The 21,834-nt window shown below is 46.9% G+C and carries 19 protein-coding genes, 2 tRNA genes and 2 pseudogenes; 8 read left to right on the forward strand and 15 right to left on the reverse strand.

What is annotated here, in order from left to right:
* A pseudogene (locus tag QUB63_RS24280) lies at positions 1–4,530 on the forward strand (hypothetical protein); the annotation flags it as partial.
* A gap of 174 nt (positions 4,531–4,704) precedes the next feature.
* Here the strand turns inward: QUB63_RS24280 and QUB63_RS24285 are convergent.
* The 3 genes from QUB63_RS24285 to moaC all read right to left on the reverse strand — a co-directional run bounded on the left by QUB63_RS24285 (position 4,705) and on the right by moaC (position 5,940).
* Positions 4,705–5,007, reverse strand: a complete 303-nt coding sequence (locus QUB63_RS24285) for a DUF3181 family protein (protein ID WP_332947889.1) — start codon at positions 5,005–5,007, stop codon at positions 4,705–4,707.
* 65 nt (positions 5,008–5,072) lie between these two features.
* The gene (locus QUB63_RS24290) at positions 5,073–5,330 is read right to left on the reverse strand and encodes a 2TM domain-containing protein (protein ID WP_332947890.1); all 258 of its coding nucleotides are present in this window, start codon (positions 5,328–5,330) and stop codon (positions 5,073–5,075) included.
* A gap of 88 nt (positions 5,331–5,418) precedes the next feature.
* On the reverse strand, positions 5,419–5,940 hold the full coding sequence (gene moaC / locus QUB63_RS24295) for a cyclic pyranopterin monophosphate synthase MoaC (protein ID WP_332947891.1): 522 nt from the start codon (positions 5,938–5,940) through the stop codon (positions 5,419–5,421).
* Positions 5,941–6,033: 93 nt separating this feature from the next.
* On the opposite strand from moaC, the gene QUB63_RS24300 reads away from it, so the two are divergent.
* A tRNA-Arg gene (locus QUB63_RS24300) sits at positions 6,034–6,107 on the forward strand.
* Between the two features lie 284 nt (positions 6,108–6,391).
* On the opposite strand, the gene QUB63_RS24305 is transcribed toward QUB63_RS24300, so the two are convergent.
* The 4 genes from QUB63_RS24305 to QUB63_RS24320 form a co-directional block, all read right to left on the reverse strand.
* Positions 6,392–6,727, reverse strand: a complete 336-nt coding sequence (locus tag QUB63_RS24305) for a hypothetical protein (protein ID WP_332947892.1) — start codon at positions 6,725–6,727, stop codon at positions 6,392–6,394.
* Between the two features lie 173 nt (positions 6,728–6,900).
* The gene (locus tag QUB63_RS24310) at positions 6,901–8,145 is read right to left on the reverse strand and encodes an MFS transporter (protein ID WP_332947893.1); all 1,245 of its coding nucleotides are present in this window, start codon (positions 8,143–8,145) and stop codon (positions 6,901–6,903) included.
* Between the two features lie 186 nt (positions 8,146–8,331).
* A complete protein-coding gene (locus QUB63_RS24315; protein ID WP_332947894.1) occupies positions 8,332–9,519 on the reverse strand; it encodes a glycosyltransferase family 4 protein in 1,188 nt (395 codons plus the stop codon).
* Positions 9,520–9,753: 234 nt separating this feature from the next.
* Entirely contained in the window at positions 9,754–11,442 is a 1,689-nt protein-coding gene (locus QUB63_RS24320; RefSeq protein WP_332947895.1) for a DUF2079 domain-containing protein, read from the reverse strand.
* A gap of 88 nt (positions 11,443–11,530) precedes the next feature.
* On the opposite strand from QUB63_RS24320, the gene QUB63_RS24325 reads away from it, so the two are divergent.
* Entirely contained in the window at positions 11,531–12,769 is a 1,239-nt protein-coding gene (locus QUB63_RS24325) for a histidine kinase (protein WP_332947896.1), read from the forward strand.
* A gap of 228 nt (positions 12,770–12,997) precedes the next feature.
* On the opposite strand, the gene mutT is transcribed toward QUB63_RS24325, so the two are convergent.
* From mutT to QUB63_RS24350, 5 genes are all read right to left on the reverse strand, one after another.
* On the reverse strand, positions 12,998–13,402 hold the full coding sequence (mutT, locus tag QUB63_RS24330) for an 8-oxo-dGTP diphosphatase MutT (protein ID WP_332947897.1): 405 nt from the start codon (positions 13,400–13,402) through the stop codon (positions 12,998–13,000).
* Between the two features lie 310 nt (positions 13,403–13,712).
* A complete protein-coding gene (locus QUB63_RS24335) occupies positions 13,713–14,054 on the reverse strand; it encodes a DUF760 domain-containing protein (RefSeq protein ID WP_332947898.1) in 342 nt (113 codons plus the stop codon).
* A gap of 221 nt (positions 14,055–14,275) precedes the next feature.
* Complete coding sequence (locus QUB63_RS24340) at positions 14,276–15,235, reverse strand: RNA polymerase sigma factor, RpoD/SigA family (protein ID WP_332947899.1); 960 nt, start codon at positions 15,233–15,235, stop codon at positions 14,276–14,278.
* 547 nt (positions 15,236–15,782) lie between these two features.
* Positions 15,783–16,559 carry a TrmH family RNA methyltransferase gene (locus QUB63_RS24345; RefSeq protein ID WP_332947900.1) on the reverse strand — a complete coding sequence of 259 codons (777 nt, stop codon included), beginning with the start codon at positions 16,557–16,559 and terminating at the stop codon, positions 15,783–15,785.
* A gap of 73 nt (positions 16,560–16,632) precedes the next feature.
* A tRNA-Leu gene (locus QUB63_RS24350) sits at positions 16,633–16,714 on the reverse strand.
* Between the two features lie 344 nt (positions 16,715–17,058).
* Here QUB63_RS24350 and QUB63_RS24355 point away from each other — a divergent pair.
* Complete coding sequence (locus QUB63_RS24355) at positions 17,059–17,181, forward strand: hypothetical protein (protein WP_332947901.1); 123 nt, start codon at positions 17,059–17,061, stop codon at positions 17,179–17,181.
* A gap of 98 nt (positions 17,182–17,279) precedes the next feature.
* Here the strand turns inward: QUB63_RS24355 and QUB63_RS35150 are convergent.
* Positions 17,280–17,408: pseudogene (locus QUB63_RS35150) on the reverse strand (IS200/IS605 family transposase); the annotation flags it as partial.
* A gap of 114 nt (positions 17,409–17,522) precedes the next feature.
* On the opposite strand from QUB63_RS35150, the gene QUB63_RS24365 reads away from it, so the two are divergent.
* The 4 genes from QUB63_RS24365 (at position 17,523) to QUB63_RS24380 (ending at position 19,655) form a co-directional block, all read left to right on the forward strand.
* Positions 17,523–17,993, forward strand: a complete 471-nt coding sequence (locus tag QUB63_RS24365; RefSeq protein ID WP_332947902.1) for a hypothetical protein — start codon at positions 17,523–17,525, stop codon at positions 17,991–17,993.
* Between the two features lie 13 nt (positions 17,994–18,006).
* Positions 18,007–18,207: a hypothetical protein gene (locus QUB63_RS24370; RefSeq protein ID WP_332947903.1), complete on the forward strand. Its 201-nt coding sequence runs from the start codon at positions 18,007–18,009 to the stop codon at positions 18,205–18,207.
* A 10-nt stretch (positions 18,208–18,217) separates the two neighbouring features.
* Complete coding sequence (locus QUB63_RS24375) at positions 18,218–18,613, forward strand: IS200/IS605 family accessory protein TnpB-related protein (RefSeq protein WP_332947904.1); 396 nt, start codon at positions 18,218–18,220, stop codon at positions 18,611–18,613.
* 244 nt (positions 18,614–18,857) lie between these two features.
* On the forward strand, positions 18,858–19,655 hold the full coding sequence (locus QUB63_RS24380; protein ID WP_332947905.1) for a Uma2 family endonuclease: 798 nt from the start codon (positions 18,858–18,860) through the stop codon (positions 19,653–19,655).
* 91 nt (positions 19,656–19,746) lie between these two features.
* On the opposite strand, the gene ald is transcribed toward QUB63_RS24380, so the two are convergent.
* Together ald and QUB63_RS24390 are read right to left on the reverse strand one after the other, a co-directional pair.
* The gene (gene ald / locus QUB63_RS24385) at positions 19,747–20,835 is read right to left on the reverse strand and encodes an alanine dehydrogenase (protein WP_332947906.1); all 1,089 of its coding nucleotides are present in this window, start codon (positions 20,833–20,835) and stop codon (positions 19,747–19,749) included.
* Positions 20,836–20,937: 102 nt separating this feature from the next.
* Positions 20,938–21,777, reverse strand: a complete 840-nt coding sequence (locus tag QUB63_RS24390; protein ID WP_332947907.1) for a class I SAM-dependent methyltransferase — start codon at positions 21,775–21,777, stop codon at positions 20,938–20,940.
* Between the last annotated feature and the right edge of the window lie 57 nt (positions 21,778–21,834).

The raw sequence follows: 21,834 nt of genomic DNA on the forward strand, positions 1-21,834 counted from the left end.
TTAGCGCCCGGCACTGATTATTACGTTGAAATTGCCGCCGGTGCAATTAAAGACTTAGCAGGTAACAATTATGCCGGCACTACAGGCGCAACTGCTTGGAATTTCACCACCAACGACATTGATTCTCACGTTTTTTCGATTGTAGAAAAGGGATTGGTCAAGCTGGACGAAATCGTAAAAAAAGAACAGCAAAGTATTAAGCTCCCCATTGTCGGCCCCTTCCAGAACCTCAACCAAGAATTTATTGGCAGCTTCAAAAATGGCCTCGTTAATGCGCTGAAAACAGGAAGCGATTTAACGGCAGAGCAGTTGCAAACCAACCTGCGGAATTCTCTAGGAGCTAACTTCAACATTACGGTTCAAAAGAATACCACTAATGAGGAACGCACCTGGGATATTGCAGTAAATCGGAAATATCAACTCGGCACAGTTAACGTCCTCAAAGATTTAGGAATGCCTGCCCTTAGCTTTAACGCCGATGGTAATGGCAATGCCAACCTCGATTATCAGTTAAACTTCAGCCTGGGTAACAGCAAAACTTTTGGCAACTATATCAATACCAGCAAAACGAATCTGACGACTAACCTGGGGTTTGGTCTAAATGACTCGTTCAAGACTTCTGCAAAACTAGGATTTTTCCCAGCCACCCTCAACGAAAATACCACCAATGGCAACCGCACTCAAATTGGCGGTACATATCAGCTCAAGCTGAATGACTTAGATAATCTGGGAGGTATCAATGATGGCGATCGCCTAACCGAGGCAGAACTCAATGGTTCCTACAACCCGCAAAACTTATCTCAGTCTACATTCTCCACCAGTGGGGATCTGAGCCTGAAAGGCCGGACAAATGTGGTCAGCAAAGCATTCCCCAACTTGGTCTTCGAGATGAAGTTCGGGTTTCCAAAAGCTGATTACGTCAACGGTAACTCCGTCAGTTCTGCTAGCATACCCAATGTTGAGGTCAATAATGCAAAACTCGATTTTGGCGAATTTATAACCGGCATTGCCCAACCTGTTTTCACTAAGGTTGACCAGGTTCTTAAACCCTTTCGACCAGTTATTGATTTCCTGAATGCGGACACGCAGATATTTTCCAAAATCGGGATGGAGAATTTGTTTAAGGATATAGATAACAACCGGAAGCGGGTCAGTGTCATCGAAATGGTATCTACCCTTTCCAGTTTGTCAGGCCGCCCGATATCCACCGGCTTCATAGAAACAATCGTCAAGTTAGACCGGGTGACTAAGCTGGTTAACGATTCCATCACAAACAATGACACTATTTTGATGGATCTCGGCTCTTTTAAGCTAGATAATTACAACCCGTTAAAACGGATAGAAGAGTTCGAGAAAACATCTCCGCAGGCTAAAGCTATCGTTAAAATAGGCAAGGAAGAGCTTAAGAAAAAAGATCCGAAAGCTGCCGCAGTTTTGACAGCGTTAGAGGTGGTTGATGGACTGGACGTGCCAATTATCACTAAGCCAGAAACAGCCATCCAGCTACTTTTAGGCAAACCAGATGTCCCAATTGTGACCCTGAATTTGGACAATCTGGATTTGGATGTGCCGATAAATATTACAAAGCCTCTGCCTCCTTTCCCACCGGTGAGTGTAGGCTTTGAAGGAAACTTGAAAGCAAAGGCTGACCTAAAATTTGGCTACGACACCTACGGACTGCAACAGTGGAAAGCAACGAACTACGCCTCGGATAAAATCCAATTGTTAAGAGATGGCTTTTATGTCAGCGATCGCAAGAACGCTGACGGAACTGGCCAAGATGTTCCAGAACTGACACTCTCCGCAAATATCGCTGCCAAAGCTGGCCCAGATATTAAGGTAGCCGATTTTTACATCCTGGGGGGAATCAAGGGAAATGTCAACGTCGATTTGCGAGATGTTGGAGAGCGAGAAGGTAAAAGCGATGGAAAATTGCGGGCTTCCGAGATAGATACTGTCCTCAACAGCGCCCAACCTTGGAATATCATCAATTCAGTTTCCGGCACAATTAATGGTTCGTTGGATATTCGAGCCACAGCAGGTATTGGGCCGTTAAAGACAACCCTGTACGAGAACAACCTGGCAACTTTCCCACTGGCAAAATTTGGTTGGGAAACTGGAAACTCTACCACTCCCCAAGGGACATCAAAATCTCCCAGCTTGTTCGATGTGTTTGTTCCCTTTCCAGTTCTGCCAAAATCCTTTACAGTTAGAGGAATTGCTGAGGCTACGGGCAAGACCTATTTGAATTTCAATCCGGCTTACCGCGCTTTAAACTTAGCTGTTGCTATAACAGATAACCCTGTTATCAAAAGGATTTTTCCGGCTCCCATATTAGAACCGATCAATAAGTTAGCTAACACTGGCAGAAACGTTGTGGGTTCGGTGCTGACTCTACCCTTCAACATGATTAGCCAAGGTCCTAAAACGGCTATTAAGGATACCGTTCAGAGCGTTAGCAGTGGTGTGAAGGCAGTCGCCAATGTAGGCAAATCAATCGGTAAAAGTATTGGAAAGCTGTTTAACAGTGAAGTGACTGGGGCTGAGGTTTTCTTCGATGCCAACTTTAATGGAATTTTAGATACCGACGAACCCTTTACGATTACTAACGCTGACGGTACCTATGATTTAGATATTTTTGTTCCCAATTTCGATACCAACCAAAGCGGTTTCCTAGACCCGGAAGAGGGCCGGGTGGTGGGAATTGGTGGCATCAATACTGCCACGAATTTGCCTCTGGAAACGCCCCTGTTTGCTTCAGAAGGTACGACCATCACTCCGCTGACGACTTTGGTCAGCGAGTTAGAGCGCAAAGGAATGGATGCAGAAGAGGCTCAAGCCAAGGTGCAGGCGGCTTTGGGAATTCCGGCAGATGTTGACTTGGGCAATTACGATGCCATCGAAGCGATGCGGGACAATGAACTTACTGGGTTAATTATCTACAGCCCGCACGTTCAGGTTCAAGTTGCAATTGTCTTGGTGACCAATTTATTTGCCAGTGCTTCCAATCTTTCTAAGGTGGAGATTGCCACAAAAGTCATCGGAGAGCTATCTAAGGTTGTAGAGCCGGGAACTCCTGTAAATTTGAGCGATCCGGCTCTGTTGCAGAAGTTGATTGAGTCAGTTGCCCAAAGCGTGCAAAAGCCAGAAGTTGCCAGCGTAGCAGGCAATGTGGCAAAAATCATTGCTGCTGGCAATCAGCGCATCAGCGATATTGCAGCCAGCAATACCTCGATCGCAGAGGCGGCGCTTCGCATCGCTCAAGTGGAAAAGGCGATGTTAGCTGAGGTGGCTAAAGACCTCCAGCAAGTGGGGGCTGGTACGAAGAACATCGGGGAGGCGCTTGCTGAAAACACCGATGCTGCTCTTGACAAGATGATTGAAGCGACAGATGTTGAAAACCCCCTGACTGTCAAAAACGTACAATATGGCTCGGAGGACTCTACCGAGATCGGCACCGGCACTGGCACCACACCCGTCACACCAACACCGATCGCTCCGACCCGATCGATCGCTCCGACCCGATCATTAACAGCCTCGGAAACACCAACACCATCGGAAACAGCGTCGGAAACACCGACACCATCGGAAACACCAACTCCCACGCCAATAACTAATAACCTCTCAGACGATGAGTGCATCTGCGACCAAATTACCTATCCCAACTTAAACCGACCCAACTCTGTTGAAAACACCATAGACGGCACAGCCGGGATTCAGATAGGCACTGCCCAAAACGATGAATTACTAGGTAGCAATGCGGCCAACATATTCGAGGGCCAATCCGGGGATGACAACTTATACGGTGGTGCCGATAATGACATTATTAATGGCGATCGAGGCAATGACTTCATCGCCGGAGGCAAAGATGAAGATACTCTCTACGGAGATGAAGGTAACGATATCATCCTTGGCGAGTCTGGTAACGATTTAATCTTTGGAGGCAAAGGCAATGACTTCTTACACGGCCGCGAAGGTATTGACATCATTTATGGCAACAAAGATGATGACTTCATCGATGGTGGCAAGGATAATGACACCTTATATGGAGGCAAAGGTGACGACATCATCCTTGGCAGTCAAGGTGATGACAATCTGTTTGGACAGCAGGGAAATGATACCATCTGCGGCGGTGAAGGTAATGATTTAATCAACGGTGACGAGGGAGCAGATATCCTGGGAGGGTGTGCCGGAAATGATACTCTGTTCGGAGGTGCAGATAACGATACTCTCACTGGCGGAAAAGGCGACGATATTCTTGAGGGAGGCATCGGCAATGATAGTTTGATTGGCGGTAGCGGCAACGATATCTTTGCCTTAAAAGCTGGTCAAGGATTTGATATCATCGCTGATTTTACCCTGGGTCAAGATTTGATTGGATTAAGCGGAGGCTTGAGTTTTGGTCAGTTAGAAATAACTCAAAATACTCAGGGGACTCTTATTAAGAACCTCTTGACAGGGGAGCAGTTAGGTGTGATGGTTGGAGTGAGTGCCAATGCGATTACCTCTGCTAATTTCCGGTTGATTTAGGGAATAATGAAAAGAGCGAGATCCCTTTGCAGTCAAATAAGGGATCTCGCATCAAAACCAAATCAACAATTGATACAGCGTATTCCAGGTTTATTAAGTGTAGGACAGGGCGAAAGCCTGTGTCCCTACGGGGATTTATCTGGGGTATACTTCGTAAACCTGGAATTTGCTGTATCACATATCCCGCTGAAATTCCTCAAGCACATCCATTAAATGAACTCGGGACTGCATCGGAATCAAATCTGCCAGCGGCACTTCCCGCTTACCGCCGCCCAACTTAACAGAAATTCCTTGCAAAACTTGTCCAACTTTGTCATCATCTAAATTGCCATTTTCCAGCATCGGGTAAAGTTGTTGGGCAACAACGGTATGCAGGTGGGCATCACGGAGATACAAATGCCACTTGGCAATGTCTATGTAGACATTTTCGCCTATTTCAGCGGCTAAGGATTCGATCGCCAGCGTAGTATTAGCCATATAAAAAAAAGCAGAATGTTATTTGTTATCAATCAACACAGTTAACAAATCGCCGACAACTGCCATCAGCCCGAATCTTTAGTCAGAGGCGAATAATCGGCGATCGCAAAAATGAAAATCGCGTGGGCCAAAACTACTAGAGCCCATACACCCGTTACTGTAACTGCCCAAGGCCAATCAGCCTTTTGCAAATTGTGAACAAACCACAAACCAGAATTGGTAGCAGAAAAAAGACCGACGTGGATCGCAAAATTCATGCGGTCATCTAATTGGCGGTACTCTGGATCTTTGCGATCGGGTTTGCGGGGCCAACGAGGAGGCATAGTTTTTCACTTGATATTAGTAGTTCTCTGCCTATTTTAATCATAAGTGCCACTTTTTGAATTCTGCCTCCCTCTCAAGACAGGAAATTTATGCCTCTAAATTTTCATAGTCTCCTGACTTGCCGCCACTTTTGCTTACCAGGCGAATCGATTCAATGGCGATCGACTTTTCGAGAGCTTTCGCCATATCGTACAGAGTCAGGGCCGCGATCGAAACCGCCGTCAGCGCCTCCATTTCCACCCCAGTTTCCGCCTTAATTTTCACCGTCGCCCGAATTTGATACCCCGGCAACCCAACATCCGGTATCACCTGCACCTCCACGCTGCTGAGGGGCAGAGGGTGACACAGAGGAATCAAATGCGCCGTCTGTTTCGCCGCCATAATTCCAGCCAGCCTTGCAGTGCCCAACACATCACCCTTCGGCGCATTCCCCGCTTCGATCGCCGCAAACGTCTCCGGCAGCATCCGCACCCTGGCAGCCGCCACAGCCTGCCGCACAGTTGCCACTTTCGCCGAAACGTCCACCATTTGGGCTTCCCCGCTGCGATCGAGGTGAGTTAGCTGTGCCCGATCGGGCAATTTAGAAAAAGTTTGCGAAAGGTCTTGCATTATTTTGAGAATGGTGTTACTGTTAGATTCTGTGCGGAACAGAGATTGTTCAATTTTAGATTAACTCTAAAATTTCAACTCTCAAAGCAACAGGGGCTTGTAGCTTAGTTGGATAGAGTGCATGGCTACGAACCATGAGGTCGGGGGTTCGAATCCCTCCAAGCCCATTTACTTTTAGATTCTTGCAGAATTATACCAAGGGAGTCATACCCGTAGCGTACCCTATCGGGAAATTTTTAGGCTCGTTTGGCCTTTAAATTTTGCTTTTGGGTCTTTTGGGGTTTCACCCAATTTGTACCCAAAGCTAAATTTCTAAATTCCACAGCCTCTGTTTTCCTTAACTGGAATATGTTTTAATTAGTGGCGACAACAAAACTATCGATGGTTGTAGAGTTTTGTAAAAAGCGATCGCCGGATTATTCTTTATGGAAGCTGCGGAACAAATTGGCGGCTAATGCAAATACTGAATTGTGTTCCGATCGAAAACTTCAATCCCGCAAATCCGCAGCAATGAGTCCCAGAAGAAAACTTGCAACTCATCTTCTCTGAACGCTTGAGGCGGAACGTACCGAATGTTAGTCAAAAAGTACGCAAATTCTCCCTTAGCGTCGCAAGAGTAATATTGGCCGTCACTTTCCCACACGCAGTCCATTAATTCTAGACTGGCTAAATATTTGGCAATACCTTCTTTAGTGCCTACCAATGGAAGTTTTACTACAGGCACTTCCAGCAATTTGTCTGTCAAATCGTCAAACTCGTACATCGTGCCTCCAAAATCAGATTCCATAATCCCTGCTTTCCCTTCACTAAAATTGGCTCGCTCGCCCGAACATTCCTCAAGTCCCACGCAAATCGACTTGGTTGCCAGTCACCTAGCAAAATTTCTTGCTCAGGCTGACGCCAAATAAAACTTTCAGACATTTCTAATCTCATGGCGACGCACCCCACAATACGAAGTCATCACCTATTCAAAGCATAAACATCTTTGCCTCGCCCGATCGCAAATTTCATCGAATCAGACAAGTTCTTGCTAGACAGAGTAGCGAAAATCAGCAAAGCCAAGACAGCGAGTCCCGCAGCCAAACCAAACATATTTCTGTAGCCGACTTGTTCGGCAACAAAGCCTAAAGTCGGGCCAGCAACCGCAATCCCCAAATCAAACCCGCCAATACAAATCGAAAACAAACGACCTCTTTCTTGAGGTTCGCACCTGTCCGACATCAGCGTTACCATCATCGGCAAAACAGTACCGCCTGCCGTACCTTCAAACAAAGCTGCGACTAAAAAAGCACCGCTGCTGTTAGCAAAATACAACAATAACATAGACACGGCGTAACAGATTAAGCCGCCAGAAATAAACAAGCCGCGGCCGTATTTGTCCGAAGCCCGTCCCGTGACCAACCGCAGACCGAAACTAGCGACAGCCGCCGTAGAATAAAATAACCCCGGATTCAAATTAACCTTGGTTTCTTGGATAAACAAAGGCATAAAAGTGCTCAAAGTTCCGAATACCAAACCAACCAGCAATAACACCAAAGCCGGAATCCGCACCCGGGGGTTCCACAGCATTTGCCAGTATTTTTGGGTGCTTTTGTCCTCAGATAGCGAGTCAGATTTTGTCAACTCGGCAAAATTAGGTTCCGCAATTTTGCAGGTAAAAAATATACCGATTGCTGCGAAAGCCGCCGACATCGCAAACAAAGGAGTATAACCCACCCAAGCTTGCACAAATCCGCCAATTGCCGGGCCAAATGCCAAACCGATAGGACTTACCAAACTCATGTAACCGATTAATTCGCCCCGCTTTCCGGGCGGCGAAAAATCTGTGACCAAAGCGCTGTAAGCTGTGGTAAAAGCGGCGATGCTAATGCCGTGAAAAGCGCGAATAACTAACAGTAACGGGACAGATTTAGCGAACAGGTAGGTTATAGGGGCGATCGCAGCGACAGACACGCCTAGAAGTAAAACTTGTTTTCGCCCCCGGCTATCGGCTATTTTACCCAACTGCGGCCTCGATAGCAAAAGCCCGATCGCAAATGCACCCATCACAAAGCCAATTTGCTGCTTTGTACCCCCCACAGATTGAACGTACAGCGGCAAAGTTGGCAGTAGCGAAGCCAAACTCGACCAGAATAGCAGGCCTGCGGTGAATAAAGTCACCAAGCTGCGTTTGGGTTGGGGTTCGATGTCCCTAAAAATATTCAAGATGCCAATTCCCTTTGTATTTTCTGATTACCGATTACCAATCACCCGTCACCAATCATCAATCACCAATTACCAATCACCAATTACCGATTACCAATTACCCCTTACCAATTACCCATTACCCATTACCCATTACCAATTACCAATTACCTTTTTCCCCATTACCAATTACCCTTCTGTGAGATTTCACCAATCAACCTCTGCCCTTTCCTCCACCACCCGCTGATACACCCACTCGGTTTCCATCGCCAACTTCGACCAACTAAATCGGCGTTCCAAATCCTCATAAGCATTATCAACCAACCACCGCGCGTAACCCGGATTTTTCAGCACCTCCAAAATCCCCCAGGCCAAAGAATCCCGATTGTTTGCCTCAGTAACAACCCCTGTTTTAGTGTGGAGCACCACCTCTGGAAGTCCGCCCGCATCCGAAACCACCACAGGCACCCTTGCAGCAAAGCTTTCTAACGCTACAATCCCAAAAGGTTCGTAAAGACTGGGGAAAACCGCGCAGTCAGCCACCGTCTGGAATTTGTCGAGATGTTCCTCAAACATGAAGCCAGTAAAATAACACTTATTCCAAATTCCTAAATGCCAAGCCAAATGTTTTAGATGGTCTGTATTGCCGCCACCAACAATGACAATTTTCGCTTTACCCCCCATTTCCCAAATTACTTTAGGGGCCGCATTGAGAAATACAGCAATGCCTTTTTCATAGCTAATTCTTCCTACATAATAGACTATTTTTTCGTCGTCTGCCGCAAACTGGCGGCGGAAGTTCATCGCGTCAAAATCTTGCCAGCGGGGCTTTTTTTCCGGTCTAATTCCGTTATAAATTACCTCTATTTTGTTCCACGGAGTCGATAGTACCAGTTCGGCTTCCCGCCGCATATAATCGCTGCAAACAATGACGCGCCAAGCGTTGTAAGCGAGGTCGTTTTCCTTGGCGTTAATGTAGCGCTGCCCGTCATTGTGGAGGCCGTTGAATCGCCCGTATTCGGTGGCGTGGATGGTGGCAATTAGCGGTACTTTAAAGGTATGCTTGAGGGCGATCGCCGCATCTCCCACCAGCCAATCGTGAGCGTGGATCAAATCAAAGGGGCCTTCTTCTAGCATTAGTTTGCCGCCTTGGTGGCCCATGCTTTGGTTGAGGTTGGCTACCCAGTGAAAAAAGTCCCTGGCGTGTCCCACCACCACCCGATGCACGTGTATTCCTTCCACCACTTCGTACATCGGCGCGTGCCCGAACTCTACTGTAATTAAGTGAATCGAGTGGCCCAGCTTCACCAATTCTGGATACAGTTCCGATACGTGGCGGGCGATACCGCCTACTATTCTGGGAGGAAACTCCCATGCCAATACCAAAATTTTCATCTTTCTTCCCTCCAAACCTTTTATATATCTTAATGTTTATGATTAACAGATTTATTGTATAATACCCAGCCTAAAATGTTGGTCGATCGCCAATTTATGCCGCTGGGCTGACATTTGACAGCAACAAGGACGGAAAATTATGCAGAAACCGGGTTTTTGCAGGAATTGCGATCGGGCCCGGTTTCTGGAATATTTGGGCTGCACCGCCCGTTTCGGGCGATCGCGCGTACCCGATTACCCTTGCTTCAAAATCGGTTCCAACTCGCGGCGAAAACGAGTCCAAGCCGCAGCCGGTGCAGAGTCAGAAACAGCACCCTGACGCATCAAAATCGCGCCGTCTTCAAAGCCAACAATGCCGTACTCTCCAGATTTAGACATTCGATCGATCGCCGGCACGATCGCCTGCAACTGTCCCCGTTCCCGCCTAAACGCAGCCTGATACTGCTGCAACTGCCACATATCGGCAATTACATATTCCATCTTCACTGCCTCTCCCGCATCATTCCGCAGTTCAAACATCGGAAACCTGAGAATTTCGCGGCGGCTTGACAAAATCGGCACAATAGTATTTGTTGCAGCCACGCTAGCACCAGCAGGAATTTGAGCCAACAGCGGCCGCACTTGAGAAACGTGCTGCCACTGTCTGATCAGAGGAACCTGCACCCAAGGATCGATCGCATCGGGCAAAATAAACGAAAAAGTCCGATTTGGGTTAGACGTGAAGGTAAAAAATAGCGACAAGCAGATGCAAAACGCCCAAAACCGGCGAAACTTTGAAGACGAAGGGAAAGGAAACACCGCATTCGGAAAACGCAAGATTGTTTGTTCTCCCCTCCTAATTTTATCCTCTTCCTTTTGGCGCCCGGCCCACCACAGGATCGCGCCGTAAAACAGCCCTGGAACCACAGTCATCGCATAGCGAATATTAATCGCCAGCACCGACTCTCCTTTCGCTAAAAATAGCTTCAGCAGCGGGAAGCCTGCGATCGTCCAAGAGGCGGGCGCTACGGCAGGAATTAACGCTAACGGCAACCACTGCCCCAGCAGGTATCTAATCTTACCAAAAAACGGCGTAAATAGCTCAGCCAGCAACCGCCCGGGATTGCTAACCATTCCCCAAAGAATTTCCAGCGTCGAAGCTTCATCTCCATCGGCATATTGACCGAAGCGTTCCATCATAAACCGCTGGGAGATATCAGCAGAAAACAAAGGCATAATCAGATTAGTCAGGACGATCGTGTAACCAAAACTGAGAATGCAGACAGCCAAACCAGTCCGAGGGTAGCGCCGGCTCAAAATCATGTAAGCTCCGACGCCAAACAACACAATTCCCGAATCTTCTCGCACGGCCAAAATTAAAGTTGCCAGAATCCCAAACAGCGGCCAAGTGCGCTTCTCCATCGCCAGCAGCAAGCCGAAGACATAAAGCGGAATTTGACAAACATCGTGAAAATTGCCCAAAGTCGGGCCGATAACCGCGTTAGCTGCGTAATAGCTCACCACAATTGTCGCCGACAACCGCGGTTCTAGATGGTGTCTGGCGAGAGCCCAGAGCACTAAACCAGCCGCTGTAATTAAAGTCACCTGCAACACCGTCAAAGTGACGGGCGAGGGGAACAGCGAGTAAATTGGCAGCCACAGCATCAGCGCCGGGGTGAAATGCTGCCCCAACCGGTAGTAAGATACGGACGGGAGCTCGTTGTGGTGGACGACATTAGTGGACAAAGCCGAAGACAGGGAACTCTCAAACAAGTGACCCCGAGTGCCGTTCCAAAAAAGTTGATTGAAAATGCCTTGGTCGTATGTAGCGTAAAAGCTGTAGTAGCGGTGCAGCGTCAGCAGCAGGCACAGCACAAAAAAGGCGATCGCCACTTTCACCACCACCTGCAGCGACTCATTTTTCTTCCATCTCAAAAATGTCATTGGCCCGCCGTAATGAAATCATCGGACAATAGCATAAATCTAAAGTAAGTATTAAATTAAAGTAGAAGTGAAATAACTCGGCTCGGCAATGGTCAATTATTTTCACCCGATCGAAAAAGTCAACAGCGTCCATCCGACACCCGGCACCGGCGACACCGACTGTTCTCCCGAACAGCCGGCAAATTCCGCGCCGCTTTTACAGCTTTTGCTGTTCGTAGACAAGCGTCCCTCTTCTAGGGAACAGACCAGACACATCCGCAAGTACCTAAAGGATTTGAAGGCAGAGTGCGACTTTGAGCTTCAAGTCATCGACGTAGGAGAACAGCCGGATTTAGCCGAACACTTTAAACTTGTAGCCACTCCCTCCCTGCTCAAAATTCATCCCGATCCGCGACAAACTCTCGCCGGCAGCAATTTGATCGCCCAACTCGAACACTGGTGGCCCCGCTGGCAGCGTTCTGTAGAAGAATACGCACCTGGGCAGCAGTCTGCTTCGGCTCTGGCTGCAAAGAAGGCAGACCCAAAACCCATCTATTCCGTTGCTTGCGCCACTGAACTGGTGCAGCTTGCGGATGAAGTTTTTCGGCTCAAACAGGAAAAAGAACACCTGCAAGAGCAATTGCAGTTGAAAGACCGGATTATTGCGATGCTGGCTCACGACTTGCGCAATCCCTTGACAGCCGCATCTTTGGCTTTGGAGACTTTGGAGTCAAATCAGAAGGTGAAAGAGGGGCAAAAGTCGCGTTTGACACCGACTCTGGCGGCTCATTTGATGAAACAAGCCCGCCGCCAAATCCGAATTGTCGATCGCATGATTACAGATATCCTGCAAGCTGCCCGGGGTACAAACGCTCAACTCCACATCGAACCCAAAAAAATCGAACTGGGGGCGATTTGTCAAGATGTAATCCTGCAATTTCAAGACAAATTTCAGGCTAAAAGTCTGAATTTAGAAACAGACATTCCCGCAGATTTGCCCTTGGTTTATGCCGATCCCGATCGCATCAAACAAGTCATGGTCAACCTGCTTGACAACGCCAGCAAGTACACGCCAGACCAAGGAACTGTTAATCTTTCAATTCTCCACCGCACCGCTTACAAAGTTCAAGTCAGCATTTGCAACAGCGGCCCGGGAATTCCTGAAGAAAATTGCGAGAAGATTTTTGAAGACAGCTTTCGCTTGCAGCGAGATAAATCAACAGACGGTTACGGCATTGGACTGTCTCTGTGTCAAGGCATCATCCGCGCCCACTACGGTCAAATTTGGGTAGACTCCGTACCCGATCGAGGCAGTTGTTTTCACTTTACCCTGCCAATTCAAAAATAGTTGACAGTTGACAGTTGATAGTTGATAGTTGACAGTTGACAGTTGACAGTTGATAGTTGATAGTTGACAGTTGACAGTTGACAGTTGATAGTCGATAGTTGAGGGTTGATAGCTGATAGTTGATAGTTGATAGTCGATAGTCGATAGTTGATAGTCGATAGTTGATGGTTGATAGTTGATAGTCGATAGTTGATGGTTGACAGTTGCAACCGAATTTGACATCACAGTTCAACTTGAACGCAGTGCAGCGATAATCTGTTCGTTTGCCTTGGGAAAAGTAAATTGGTCAATTTCATCGAGTGTCACCCAGCGAATTTCATCGCATTCGATCGTTTGCGGTTCCCCGCTGATGTGGCGGCAGTGGTACACGTAGAGCCTAACTGTAAATTTAGTGTAGTCGTGGTCAATTGTAATCAGGCGATCGCCCACTTCTACGACAATCCCCAACTCCTCCATAATTTCCCTTTGTATGCAAGCTTCGATCGTTTCCCCTGGCTCTATTTTACCCCCCGGAAACTCCCAAAAACCGCCGTGCAGTCCGTGATTTCGGCGTTTGTCAATCAAAATTTGTTGTCGGTCGTTCCAGATCGCAGCAACGCCGATAACTTTGTGGGTCACAGGAGTAAGAGACATAATTTGTAATTGGTAATTGGTAATTGGTAATTGGTAATAATATCAATAATTATTCAATTATTTAATAAATCAACAATCTATAGCAATCGCCACAGCGGTGAGCACATAAATAACTTCATGAATAGAGCCTATAGCCCATAGCATAAACCGTTTGATTTCCGTACTGTGCAACCCAACGATCGGCTTTTGTGTCAACTGTCAACTGTCAACTGTCAACTGTCAACTGCTATAAAATCTAAAATCTAAAATCTTAAGCCCCCATCTTCCGAAGGGGGCTTGACACTGGTACAGCTTAAATGTTAATAATCAACTAATCATCCGAGCCGTGTCTCTCACTGGCTTGAATGGACTTTTCAAAAGTCATTCGCTGTTCGGCATTTTTGAGAAAATAACCGCTAATCATAGCCGAGGCGAGCAATCTACCCAAATGTTCGCGACTGGTAGTAACTGTCACCCCGAAGTGTTCCGAAGGCAAATTCCCTAAAAGCCCTACAATATTTCGCTCCATTACTTGAAACACTTCGTGAGAAGTCGGCTTAGACAACTGAGAAACAGTGTCGGGGGCCATTGACTGCACGTATTGCCATAATAAATTGGCATTTTCTCCTTCTTCTTCAAAGAATTCTGGGGATTTATTAGATGAGTTGCTCACGAGTACCTCCGTTTCAGAGACAGCTTGTTATTTTAGACGCGGGCGGTTAAATTAAATAACCTTTATCCGATCGCTGCTGATATTTATTACCAAGTAATTACTAATGTAGCAGGACAGTCGCAGCAACCAAGTGGGCACAACCGAATTAAAGGCGGCGGTTTTTACGATTTTAGATTGGGGATTGCGAGTGGGCCAGACCCGATCGCAAATCCCCAACCTGCCTAGCTGGCGAGATAATCGTTGATATCTTGCTTGCGCTTGCGGAGTTTTGTCAAAGCTTCCCGTTCAATTTGCCGCACCCGTTCCCGACTGATGTTCAGACGATCGCCTATTTTTGCCAAAGTTAAGGTTTGCCCGTCTTCTAAACCGAAGCGCAAGGCGAGGACTTCTCGCTGTTGCTGAGTCAGTTCCGCCATCAGTTGGTCTAAGTCAGTCCGCAGGGAAGCTTGCAGGGCAAAATCTTCCGGGGTAGTACCGGTATCTTCCAACAAATCGCCCAACTCAGTATCTTGATTGTCTCCCACGCGCAAGTCCAGGGAAAGTGGCACGCGCGCGCGATCGAGATATTCGCGAATTTGCTTGGGAGTCAAATCTAACTCTGACGCCAACTCAGCAGCAGTAGCCGCGCGGCCGAGCTGTTGAGCTAGTTGGCGCTGAGCCTTTTTAATTTTGTTGAGCTTTTCGGTGATGTGGATCGGCAAGCGGATGGTGCGGCCTTTTTCGGCGATTGCCCGGGTAATAGCCTGACGAATCCACCAATAAGCATAAGTTGAAAATCTGTAGCCCTTAGTCGGGTCAAATTTTTCTACTCCCCGCTGCATCCCGATCGTGCCTTCCTGAATTAGATCCAGTAAATCTACGTTGCGTTTGATATATTTTTTGGCAACAGACACTACCAGGCGGAGGTTAGCTTCCACCATTTGGCGCTTTGCCCTTTCCCCGCAGTCGATCGTCCGCTGCAACTGTTCCTCAGACAGCCCAACTGCCTGTGCCCATTCAGCCGCCGTCGGGTCGCGACCTAACTCTTCGGCTAAAATATTTTTTTCCTGATGCAGTGCGGTTGAGCGCTGTACCTGTTTCCCGTAGAGTATTTCTTGCTCGTGAGTCAACAGGGGAACGCGGCCGATTTCCCGCAAGTAAGCGCGAACAGAATCTGTATCTGAGGACTTAAGAGTTTTCATGAGCTTTTCCCGCTGAGGATCTGTGCCTCTAAAGGTTTGCGGCGTAGCAAACCCCTAGCTTTAGCTGGGAAGGAAAGCGGGCGGGGACTTGCGCTTTCCTTCCATTTAAAGAGGCTTAATTTTATGGTAGCTAGCTGCTACTCCCAGTCAGCACCCTCTCAGGTTAGGTTTTGGTTGGGCGTGAACAATGCTACTTATGTTAAGAATCTTAACATTTGTGAGAGCATTTGGCTACATTTCTTCACATTTATTTCATCCAAGCCTGCACTGTGGGTACCAGACTACCCGCTTTCCTAGCTTTGCAGTTGCATCATGTTAAACAAAATCGGGTAAATCTCAGAGGGGGGGATGGGGAGATGGGGGGATGGGGAGATGGGGGGATGGGGGGATGGGGGGATGGGGAGATGGGGAGATGGCAGGATTTGATGCTTTTCCCACAGGGCAAGTGAAACAGTTTCAAATCCTGAATTTGAAGTGACAGATATTGAGGCACCCGCCCCAACAGATAATGACTGATGACTGATGACTGATGACTGATGACTGATGACTAATGCCTTCTTTGCCGCCCCGCTTCGTACAAGATGAGGGCTCCGGCGATCGACACATTTAATGATTCTACACCGCGGCCCAGGGGGATTTGGATTTGTCGATCGGCCAAACTCCTCAATTCTGGCGACAACCCAGATCCTTCGTTGCCCAAAACTATCAGAGTCGGCACTCGCAAATCTACTTCCCAATAAGTTAAACTGGCGTCGGCGACGGTTGCTAAAATTTGCATCCCTCGATTTTTGTACCTGGAGACTTCGGCGGTTAAATCTGGAGTGACTGCTATTGGCAGCTTAAACCAAGCTCCTGCGGAGGATCGCAGCACCTTTGGATGGTCTAAATCGGCGCTGTCTGCGCTCAGCAGCAAACCGTCGGCATTAGCAGCCGCAGCCGTGCGGACGATCGCCCCCAAGTTGCCGGGATCTTGGATTGTTTCTAAGGCTATTCCTAAAGTTGATATTTCTGCCGGCGCTGTTGCGGTGCGCGGTGCGGTGGCGATGATGCCGTCGGGTTGGACTGTAGTGGCGATCGACTCTAACACTTTTGCACTTACTAATTCTGTGCGATCGGCTAAACTACTAATCTGATCCCAAAGTTTCCCGTTTTCTTCCAGCCATTCGGGAGTGCAGCAAACCGTTGCTAGCGGGTGTTTTGCCGCGCTTGCTTCTTCGAGTAAGTGCGTCCCTTCGAGTAAAAATAACTGTTGTTCCCTGCGTCCCTTCGAGCTGTGCAGCCTGCGGATTTCTTTGACTAGGGGGTTTTGAATACTTGTAATCATTGTTTAATTCAGCAGAGCGAATGGGGTTATTGCCTGTATCGGGTTAACCCCAAACTTTTGTCTGCCTTGGGAATGCGGAACCCGGGACTTGAACCCGGAAGGCTTGCACCACATGAACCTGAATCATGCGCGTCTACCAATTCCGCCAGTTCCGCATCGGTCACGAATTACTACTGTGCACTATCTCCGCGAGTCTGTCAAGTGTTTTTTGCAATTAAATTTTAATTCGGCTTCTGGACTGGGAGTAATATATGTGTTGATTAGATTTATGGCATGGCATAAATCTTTGATTGATATGTCAACCGCAGATATGGGCAGATAAATACCGATCGGCGCAGATAATTTCAAGAAGTGCGATCGCATGAATGCAATTGCTCGTGTAGTGAGTCGAAAAATTTAATATTTCCCAGTGCCTCATCCCTCCGCAACCCTAGAGCCCAATGCCTCATGCCTATTATGTTAAAATTGTTGTGGCAGATAGTTCTTATCTCGGCTACCTATGTCTGAGCCATTAATCCTCGATCCGAGTCAGTTGCCAGATATTAGCAACTTAGTTCTAGAAGACGATACTCCTTTGGACAGCTTCATAAAAAATTATACGGGATGCGGGAAACGAGCGTGACTTTAGTCCTGAGAGGTAAGCGACTCGGGGGACTGAAGTCCCCGTGTTCTTTCTTAGTTGATCAAATGATGCGGATCTTCTATGTATTTCTTCACAACTCAACTACTAATATTACCTGCGGTAGTAACAAAATAGCCGCTCGTCCATAAGGACGGCAGCTATTTTAGTTTTAGGAGGTGGGTTCTCAAATAATAATTAAAACTATCTTCAAAAAGCTTAACCACTAACGAAATATACCACTTGGTTCAGGTAATAATAACATAAAGTTTTGTTGTTATAGCTTGACTTATTTACTATATCCACCTCAACTAAATAAATCAATTAATTTACAGGAAAAAGAGGTGGCTAAGGTCAAAAAAACGATGGGAGTACAGCAAGTATTGCTGTCTCCCACTAAAGAAGTTGAAGCAGTATTAAATTACCTTTGTCGGCAATCTGGTAAGTTGTACAACAGCGCTGTCTATTTTGCTCGCCAAAGTTTTTTCAATACTGGAAGGTTGCTGACGGGGAAGTTTGATTTATCTTTTGAACCGTCAATTTCTAAGTCGATGGTTGCTAAGTCGTTGCCTTCAACACCCATGCAGCAAACTTTGATGTCGGTAACGGAAGCGTTTAAGAGTTTCAAAGAGCTGAAAGTCTTATACAATGAAGGTCAATTACATTTTAGACCTAAGCCTCCGAGCTACTTAACAGGTTCTAAATTGTTTAAAGTTGCCTACCCAAATTCTGGTGGATTAAAGCCAGCTATTATCGACAACCAGTTGAGATTTTCCTTGGGTTTAACTGTACGGCGCTGGCGCAAGGATTTCTGAATTCTTTTTGCCCATGCCGTCAAACATTGATTGCTCAAAGGTTAAAGAGTTCACAATCCTTCCTAAGAACGGTGCTTTCTACTTAGAAATGTCTTACGAAGTAGAATGTCAGCAGCATGATTTAGATCGCAGCCAAGCATTGTCAATCGATTTGGGAACTGCTGATAATTTGGCAGCTTGCGTTGATACGCTCGGAAATTCCTTCGCTTATTGATGCTCGCGCCATGAAAGCGATGAATCAGCTTTGGAACAAGAAAGTAGCAACTAGAAAGGAAGGAAAGCCCGCAGGTTACTGGGATAGTTGGCTAGACCGCGTAACCCGCAAGCGCAATCACCAGATGCGCGATGGCATCAATAAAGCTGCGAAGCTAATTGTTGACCATTGTTTGAAACACGGTATCGGCAATCTGGTAATTGGATGGAACCAAGGCTTTAAGTCTAATAATGTCGATATGGGTAAACTGAACAATCAAAAGTTTGTTCAAATGCCACTAGGAAAGTTGAAAGATCGCTTGAGCCAACTGTGCAACTTGCACGGCATTAAGTTCACCGAAACAGAAGAAGCATATACGTCCAAAAGTAGTTTTCTTGATGGAGACTCCCTACCCAGGTTGGCGTGAAAAACCGCCTGAGTGGAAAGCATCTGGAAAACGAATTAAACGTGGACTGTATCGCTCTGCTGATGGAACTGTAATCAATGCAGATCTAAACGGGGCTGCCAACATTTTAAGAAAAGTAGCCAGTAAGTTAGGTGTAAAACTTGACCGACTGTGTAGACGGTGTTTGACCACCGTAGCGAGAGTAAAACTTTGGGTGTTACCTAAAGCTGCTTTGTCCGCAGAATCGAGCGTGGCTTAAGCCCGCTTGAGTGTCAACAATGAAAAACAGCAGCGACTGCTGACAACAGTTTTATATAGCGGTGGCGATACGGGGATTACTGTTCCCTTTATTGCGGCGGCAAATGTTGGTTTGTTCAGCAGCATACGTCAACCGGGAGTCGCGCCGGATGTTTTTCTCAGTATGAATATTACTGGTGCTGAGGATTGGTGGGAAAGACAAGTGCGATCGTATTTATTTTGGGAATTTGGCAAACCTCCGGAAATTGCGATCGAGATTGTTTCCCCAACTCCGGGAAATGAATTGGGTAGCAAGTTAATAGACTACGCTCGAATGCGAATCCCGTATTATGTCCTGTACGATCCGCTACGCGAGTTGAGAGGTAGCACGCTGCGAGTCTTTGAATTGCAGAATCAATCCTACGGGCCCAAAACTAATGCTTGGTTTCCCGAAGTCGGTTTGGGACTCACTCTGTGGGAAGGTGAATTTGAAAAGGTCACTGGTACTTGGTTGCGCTGGTGCTATGCTAGTGGCGCTCCCATTCCTACGGGCGACGAACTGGCGGCACAAAAAAATGCTCAGCTATCTCAAAAAGATGCTGAGTTATCTCAAAAAGATGCTCAGTTACTGGAGGAACAAGCGCGGACTAAACGAGCAGTGATCCAGACGATAGAACTCGGTTTGAGACTGAAGTTTGGAGAGGAAGGATTGGTGCTGGTTGATGAAATTTCGGCAATTTCTGATGTTGCGGTTTTGGAGGCGATCGCCTCTGATATGCTAGCAGCTAATAACCTAGATGAAATCCGCCAAATTTATCTACCATAATCTTACAAGTAATTGAGTAGGGTGCGTCAGCTCGCATCCTCTTATTAATTATCGAGAAGCTATAGGCTGACCCACCCTACGGGATTTACGTTTAATCAGCTAAATCCGGGAATACTTCGCGCACGGCCGGATGCACCAATTGGTGATTCTGCACGTTCAAACCCTTCGCCAAACTCGGATTCATTTCTAAAGCTTTAATCCCGTTATTTGCCAACTGCAAAACATAAGGCAAAGTGCTGTTATTCAAAGCTTGAGTCGCAGTCCAAGGCACCGCACCGGGCATATTGGGGACGCCGTAATGCACAACTCCTTCCTCCACATAAGTAGGATTTGTGTGAGAAGTTACCCGCACAGTTTCCACGCAGCCGCCTTGATCGACGGCTACGTCAACAATCACAGAACCGGGGTGCATTTTGGCGACAAATTCGCGAGAAAGCAGCACCGGAGCTTTTTTGCCCGGAACCAAAACTGCGCCGATTAACAAATCAGCATCGGGAACTACTGCTTCAATTTGCAAAGGACTGCTGTACAGGTATTCTACTCTGGAACCGAACAGACTTTCCAAGTAGGCTAAACGATCGACATTTACATCTAAAATCTGCACCCTAGCGCCCATTCCTACAGCAATGCGGGCTGCTTCCGTGCCGACGATGCCGCCGCCCAAAATCACAACTTTGCCCGGTCTTACCCCCGGTACGCCGCCCAAAAGCACTCCTCTGCCGCCTTGCTGCCGTTCCAGAAACCGAGCTCCGAACTGCACGGCCAAACGCCCTGCAATAATGCTCATCGGCGTCAGCAGCGGCAATTTCCTGTCGGGGAGTTCGACGGTTTCGTAGGCGATGGCTTGGACTCCGCTGTTGATTAAGTGCTCGGTTAATGCGCGATCGGCTGCTAAGTGCAAATATGTAAATAGCAATTGCTCTTTTTCAATCAGCGGATACTCAGCAGGTAGCGGTTCCTTAACTTTAACAATTAGTTGCCGGTTCCAGACATCTGAAGCCTTTAAGACAATTTTAGCCCCGGCTTGAAGGTAGTCCTCGTCGGCAAAACCGGCCCCAGCACCAGCATTGGTTTCGACAAAAACTGTGTGGCCCTTGTCCGAACAAGCCCGGACACTGGTTGGACTGAGCCCAACTCGAAACTCCAAATCCTTGATTTCCTTGGGGACGCCTATTTCCATCTATACCTCTAATCTCAGGCTTATGTCGATCGAATTTAACCTAAAAACAATCCCCGCTGGGATAATACCATTGTAGATTGTAGATTCGGGAATCAGACTCAGCTAGGCGAACAAATTTTTGATTTTCAGCCAGTGCGATCGCAGTTTCCAAAATTTGTCATTTTCCATAAAGTCGATCGCCTTTTTAGCTGACTCCAATTCTGACATCAGTTGTTGAATTTGAAGCTGCGAACTTTCAAATTCTGACTTGGCCTCCTGCAACTGAATTCGTACTTCTGGTTCCCCGGTATTTTTCTTGATAGCAATATCGTGATAGCCCAAAGAATGAAGCACAAGAAATACGATTTCCCAGTTGTTCGCGATGCAAAACTCATTGACAGCTTTCGCTACACCGTAAGGCATTATCTCGCATACCGACCAATTGGTATAATCGTTAAAAACTATCATCCCGTCTGGTTTTACTTTACTATAGCCTCGCTCGATATCTTTGCAGACACCTTCATAAGTGTGATCTGCATCGATATAAATCCAATCAAAATACTCTTCAGGAAAACTGGCTAAAATTGTCGATGAATCGCCTTCGTGAAGCTCAACACTGCCATCTTCTATCGCTGCTTGCAATCGAGGTTTTTGGTTAATTCCCGATTGAAATAAATCGAGATTACCATCGATTAAATGCAGCTTTTTTGGCTGGGTAATATTACGTATCTCCGTGGCAAATCGCCCGTACTGAGTGCCAATCTCAGCAACAACGCTATTTTTAGGTAAATATTCCAACATTTTGAGACGATGTTCAACCAAGCGGCAATTTTTGATATGGCAATCTTGCAACATTGGGGAACTAAGGACAAATGGATTGTCCTTAAAATTGTTCCATTTTTCGTTATCCCAGTCCTGAGTCGCTTCTAAAAAATTTTGTTTGTATTGTATAAAGTCCAACATCTGATCGCAAAAGTAAGTGAACTATAGTTGGCAGTAAAGACTTCAGTCCTTGCTTTT

It is taken from the genome of Microcoleus sp. ARI1-B5 (assembly GCF_036705795.1).
Lineage (GTDB): Bacteria > Cyanobacteriota > Cyanobacteriia > Cyanobacteriales > Microcoleaceae > Microcoleus.

What these genes read in the sequence shown, in the direction of transcription:
- QUB63_RS24355 (WP_332947901.1), top strand. Translation starts at nt 17,059, where the DNA reads ATGTCTGAGCCATTAATCCTCGATCCGAGTCAGTTGCCAGATATTAGC.
- QUB63_RS24315 (WP_332947894.1), bottom strand. Translation starts at nt 9,519, where the DNA reads ATGAAAATTTTGGTATTGGCATGGGAGTTTCCTCCCAGAATAGTAGGC.
- QUB63_RS24345 (WP_332947900.1), bottom strand. Translation starts at nt 16,559, where the DNA reads ATGATTACAAGTATTCAAAACCCCCTAGTCAAAGAAATCCGCAGGCTG.
- QUB63_RS24325 (WP_332947896.1), top strand. Translation starts at nt 11,531, where the DNA reads ATGGTCAATTATTTTCACCCGATCGAAAAAGTCAACAGCGTCCATCCG.
- QUB63_RS24285 (WP_332947889.1), bottom strand. Translation starts at nt 5,007, where the DNA reads ATGGCTAATACTACGCTGGCGATCGAATCCTTAGCCGCTGAAATAGGC.
- ald (WP_332947906.1), bottom strand. Translation starts at nt 20,835, where the DNA reads ATGGAAATAGGCGTCCCCAAGGAAATCAAGGATTTGGAGTTTCGAGTT.
- mutT (WP_332947897.1), bottom strand. Translation starts at nt 13,402, where the DNA reads ATGTCTCTTACTCCTGTGACCCACAAAGTTATCGGCGTTGCTGCGATC.
- moaC (WP_332947891.1), bottom strand. Translation starts at nt 5,940, where the DNA reads ATGCAAGACCTTTCGCAAACTTTTTCTAAATTGCCCGATCGGGCACAG.
- QUB63_RS24340 (WP_332947899.1), bottom strand. Translation starts at nt 15,235, where the DNA reads ATGAAAACTCTTAAGTCCTCAGATACAGATTCTGTTCGCGCTTACTTG.
- QUB63_RS24320 (WP_332947895.1), bottom strand. Translation starts at nt 11,442, where the DNA reads ATGACATTTTTGAGATGGAAGAAAAATGAGTCGCTGCAGGTGGTGGTG.
- QUB63_RS24390 (WP_332947907.1), bottom strand. Translation starts at nt 21,777, where the DNA reads ATGTTGGACTTTATACAATACAAACAAAATTTTTTAGAAGCGACTCAG.
- QUB63_RS24305 (WP_332947892.1), bottom strand. Translation starts at nt 6,727, where the DNA reads ATGGAATCTGATTTTGGAGGCACGATGTACGAGTTTGACGATTTGACA.
- QUB63_RS24290 (WP_332947890.1), bottom strand. Translation starts at nt 5,330, where the DNA reads ATGCCTCCTCGTTGGCCCCGCAAACCCGATCGCAAAGATCCAGAGTAC.
- QUB63_RS24370 (WP_332947903.1), top strand. Translation starts at nt 18,007, where the DNA reads ATGCCGTCAAACATTGATTGCTCAAAGGTTAAAGAGTTCACAATCCTT.
- QUB63_RS24375 (WP_332947904.1), top strand. Translation starts at nt 18,218, where the DNA reads ATGAAAGCGATGAATCAGCTTTGGAACAAGAAAGTAGCAACTAGAAAG.